The organism is Pradoshia sp. (assembly GCF_051873915.1).
In the GTDB taxonomy this organism is placed as follows: domain Bacteria; phylum Bacillota; class Bacilli; order Bacillales; family Pradoshiaceae; genus Pradoshia.
The window spans coordinates 1-4296 of the sequence record NZ_JBJEFJ010000086.1; the positions used below are offsets into that span (position 1 = coordinate 1).

General features: G+C 44.2%; 3 protein-coding genes. All 3 read left to right on the top strand.

Annotated elements, in window-relative coordinates:
* Positions 1–133 precede the first annotated feature (133 nt).
* The 3 genes from murB (at position 134) to ACI35L_RS07950 (ending at position 4160) form a co-directional block, all read left to right on the top strand.
* Entirely contained in the window at positions 134–1045 is a 912-nt protein-coding gene (gene murB, locus ACI35L_RS07940) for a UDP-N-acetylmuramate dehydrogenase (RefSeq protein ID WP_049669593.1), read from the top strand.
* Between the two features lie 170 nt (positions 1046–1215).
* Positions 1216–2427, top strand: coding sequence for a quaternary amine ABC transporter ATP-binding protein (locus tag ACI35L_RS07945; RefSeq protein ID WP_049669594.1), 1212 nt, complete (start codon positions 1216–1218; stop codon positions 2425–2427).
* A complete protein-coding gene (locus tag ACI35L_RS07950; protein ID WP_439802619.1) occupies positions 2424–4160 on the top strand; it encodes a glycine betaine ABC transporter substrate-binding protein in 1737 nt (578 codons plus the stop codon). Before ACI35L_RS07945 ends, ACI35L_RS07950 begins: the two co-directional genes overlap by 4 nt.
* Positions 4161–4296 lie beyond the last annotated feature (136 nt).

Here is a 4296-nt window from a genome sequence, read left to right on the forward strand (position 1 = left end):
TTTTCTTTAGTCAAATTGCATGAGCTGGGCTTGAATGCTAAAATAAACAAAGAGTTTCCAGCCATTTGCAGTGATTTTATGGCTTAGTTCATGTATATAATAAATAGACAAATATAATTAGAAGGTTGAGAGTATGGAAAAGCAAACAATATACGAAAAATTGCAACGCCTGATCCCAAAAGAGCATATTAAGCAAGATGAACCATTAAACCAATATACGTTCACGAAAACGGGAGGAAAAGCCGATTTCCTCGTCCTTCCTTCTACGTATGAAGAAGTACAGAGTTGTATTTTGTTCTCCCGTGAGAATTCTATCCCATTGACGATTCTTGGAAATGGTTCGAATCTCATTATCCGTGATGGCGGTATTAGAGGAATCGTCCTTATTTTGAGTCATATGGAACGGATTGAAATGAAGGACGGTCTTATTGTGGCTCAAAGCGGCGCGACAATTATCAATGTGTCCCGCTTTGCGTTAGAGCAAAGTGTGACCGGACTTGAGTTCGCATGCGGCATCCCAGGCTCTGTAGGAGGAGCAGTTTATATGAATGCAGGTGCCTACGACGGGGATATTTCTCAAGTAATTGACTCTGCTGTTGTTCTGACTGATGAAGGAGAATTATTGACATTAACGAATGAAGAAATGGAATTAACGTATCGCAGCAGCTTGATTGCCAAGAGGGGGTACATCGTTTTAGAAGCAAGATTTGCTGCTAAGAAAGGCGATCCTGCAGCCATTAAGGCACGAATGGATGAATTGACCTTCCTGCGGGAGTCTAAGCAGCCTCTTGAATATCCATCCTGTGGAAGTGTATTCAAGCGTCCGCCTGGGTATTTCGCCGGGAAGCTCATTCAAGATAGCAATCTGCAGGGAGTATCGATTGGCGGAGCACAGGTATCAACGAAGCATGCTGGGTTTATTATTAATACGGGTAATGCAACCGCAACTGATTATTTGAACTTGATCAAGCATGTTCAAAAGACGGTCAAAGAGAATTTTGGCGTTGATTTAGAAACAGAAGTGAAGATTATTGGTGAAGAGTAATAACTAGTTAGACTGTGCACATGAATACTATTCATGTGCATAGTCTTTTTTTGTGTAATTTGACCTATTTTTTTAGAAAAATGTTTAAGTTTACTCTAAATAGTTTATTAGTATAGGAGGATAACTATGTCTTTAGCGAGTTATTTGTTAGATTGATATTTAGGAGTGGTATGTTGGACGCAAAGGTTAGCATAAAAGGTGTTTGGAAAGTGTTTGGAAAGTCCCCGCAGCAGGCAATAAAATTATCGCTGCAGGGAAGGACGAAAAAAGAAATCTTAAAGGAAACAGGAAGTACGATTGGCGTACATAAGGCAGATTTAGATATTTATGAGGGTGAAGTCTTTGTCGTTATGGGTTTATCTGGGAGCGGCAAGTCTACGCTTATTCGAATGATTAATCGGCTGATTTCCCCGACTGATGGAGAGATCTTGATTGATGGCCAAAATATCGTGACGATGTCACCGAAAGAGCTTCGTGAAATTAGGAGGAATAAAATCAGTATGGTATTTCAAAACTTCGCCTTATTCCCCCACAAAACGATTCTTGAAAATACTAAGTTCGGCCTTGAAATTAAAGGAATCGCTGAGGAGGAACAGACCGAAAAGGCGATGCAGGCGCTTAAGGCTGTCGGTCTCCAAGGCTATGAAGAACAATTCCCTAATCAATTGAGTGGTGGCATGCAGCAGCGGGTGGGTCTTGCGAGGGCGCTTGCAAGTGATACAGATATTCTTCTCATGGATGAAGCCTTCAGTGCGCTGGATCCCATGATTCGAAAAAACATGCAGGATGAGCTGCTGGAAATTCAAGAAAACTATAAGAAAACGATAATCTTTATTACCCATGATTTAGATGAAGCGTTGCGAATCGGAGACAGGATTGCTTTAATGAGGGATGGCAGAATCATTCAGGTTGGAACTCCTGAGGAAATTATGATGAATCCGGCCAATGATTATGTCGAACGATTTGTAGAAGACGTGAATTTATCCCGTGTACTCACGGCAGCATCGGTGATGAAGCGGGCAGAACGAATCTTTGTGGATCGCGGACCAAGGGTTGCGCTGCAAACGATGAAGGATAACGGGTATTCCCATATATTTGTCGTCGATCGCAGCTTTAAGCTGGTAGGTGCGCTGTCAGCGGATCAAGCGAGCAGGGCTGCAGCAGAACAGCTTAGTATTGAGGATGTGATGACAAAGGATGTTCCAGCGGTTTATGAGGACACCGTCATCGCTGATCTTCTTGATGAGATGGCCAATGCATCCATGCCGCTTGCGGTAATCAATGAAGATAGAAAACTTCGAGGTGTGCTTATCCGCGGAGTCATCATTGGTGCTCTCGCAGGAAACCGGGACAACCTTCTTGAGAAGGAGGGAGTAGAATGAACATCGGAAAAATACCGTTGGCGCAAGGTGTCGACCGTGTTGTCGATTGGCTGACAGATGCTCTTGGCCCGTTTTTTAATTTTATTTCCACGTTTGTGCAGAGCATCATTGACACGAGTGTAGATGTACTCGGATTTGGACCGCCGATCGTGCTCATTCTATTATTGACACTGCTTGCTTTTTACACGAATAAATGGCCTCTGGCTTTATTCACGTTCATAGGACTGCTGCTGATTGATAATCTAGGATATTGGGATGCCATGATTCAGACATTGGCCCTTGTTCTGGCCTCTGTTCTGATTACGGTCATACTTGGAATTCCACTTGGAATTTTGGCTTCCCAAAGCAAGTGGCTGAGAAATATCTTAATGCCGATTCTAGATTTCATGCAAACGATGCCTGGCTTTGTCTACTTAATTCCGGCCATCTTGTTCTTTGGGATTGGTGTCGTACCGGGGATTGTAGCCTCTGTTATCTTTGCAATTGCCCCGGCGATTCGCATGACCAGCCTTGGGATTCAGGAGGTTCCAAAGGATTTAATTGAGGCTTCAGATGCTTTTGGTTCCACAAGAGGCCAAAAGATTATGAAGGTGCAGCTGCCGCTCGCAATGCCAACAATCATGGCAGGAATCAACCAAAGTATTATGCTGTCATTATCAATGGTCGTCATGGCTTCTTTGGTAGGAGCGCCCGGCTTAGGGGCAGAGGTCTATCGCGCTGTTTCCCAGATAAAAGTTGGAGAAGGGTTTGAAGCGGGATTAGCTATTGTTATCATTGCCATCATTCTTGACCGGATTTCTCAGAAGCTTAGAACGCCGGCTTTTGAATCAATCGTTAAAGGCAAGTGGATTTATAGTTTAGTTATTGTTCTCTTTTTGGGCGGCTATACGGTAACGTCCTTATTGAATGCCGAGCTGAAAGGCTCAGAGAATGCTTCAATTGGCGCCCAGGTTGATTATAAAATCGTGGGCATTGATCCGGGCTCAGGGGTTATGTCGAGGACACAGGAAGCAATGGATCAGTATGGACTAAGTGATGATTGGACATTGCAGGAAGGCTCATCGGCGGCGATGGGGGCTGAGCTGAAGAAGGCTTATGATCGGAAGGAGCCAATCGTTATCACAGGATGGACACCGCATTGGATGTTCGGTAAGTTTGACTTGAAGTATCTGGATGATCCAAAGGGTGTCTATGGCGAAAGTGAGGACATTCATACATTGGTTCGTAAGGGCTTAAAGGAAGATTTGCCTGGTGCGGAAAAGGTGCTCAATCAATTCTATTGGGAAACCTCTGATATGGAGTCTGTCATGAAGGATATTGAAGAAGGAATGGGCTCCAAGGAGGCTGCCATCAAGTGGATTGAGGCTAATAAGAGCAAGGTCGACCAGTGGGTGAATGATGCTGAAAAAGGCAATGGCGAAAATATTACTCTCGTATATGTAGCCTGGGAATCAGAGGTTGCCTCAACGAATGTTATTGCTGAGGTGCTGAGAATGCAAGGCTATGAGCCTGTATTAAGACAGGTGGAGATTGGTCCGATGTATGCGGCTATTGCGAGCGGGAAGGCAGATGCCATGGTTGCCGCATGGCTTCCGACGACCTCGAAAGCGTATTACGATAAATATAAGGAAGACTTTGTCGACTTAGGACCTAACTTGAAGGGGACAAGACTCGGTCTTGTCGTCCCGGCCTATGTGGAGATTGATTCAATAGAAGATTTACGTGTAGAATAGGTCAATTTATTGAAGGAAGGCTGACCTGAAAGCTTACGGGCTTTTGGGTCAGCCTTTAAGTTTGATTTGTTTAGAGGCTGTTGTCTGGCGGACGGGTAAGCGGAGATCTTGGCTGCTATTTTGGGTTTCGCCCATA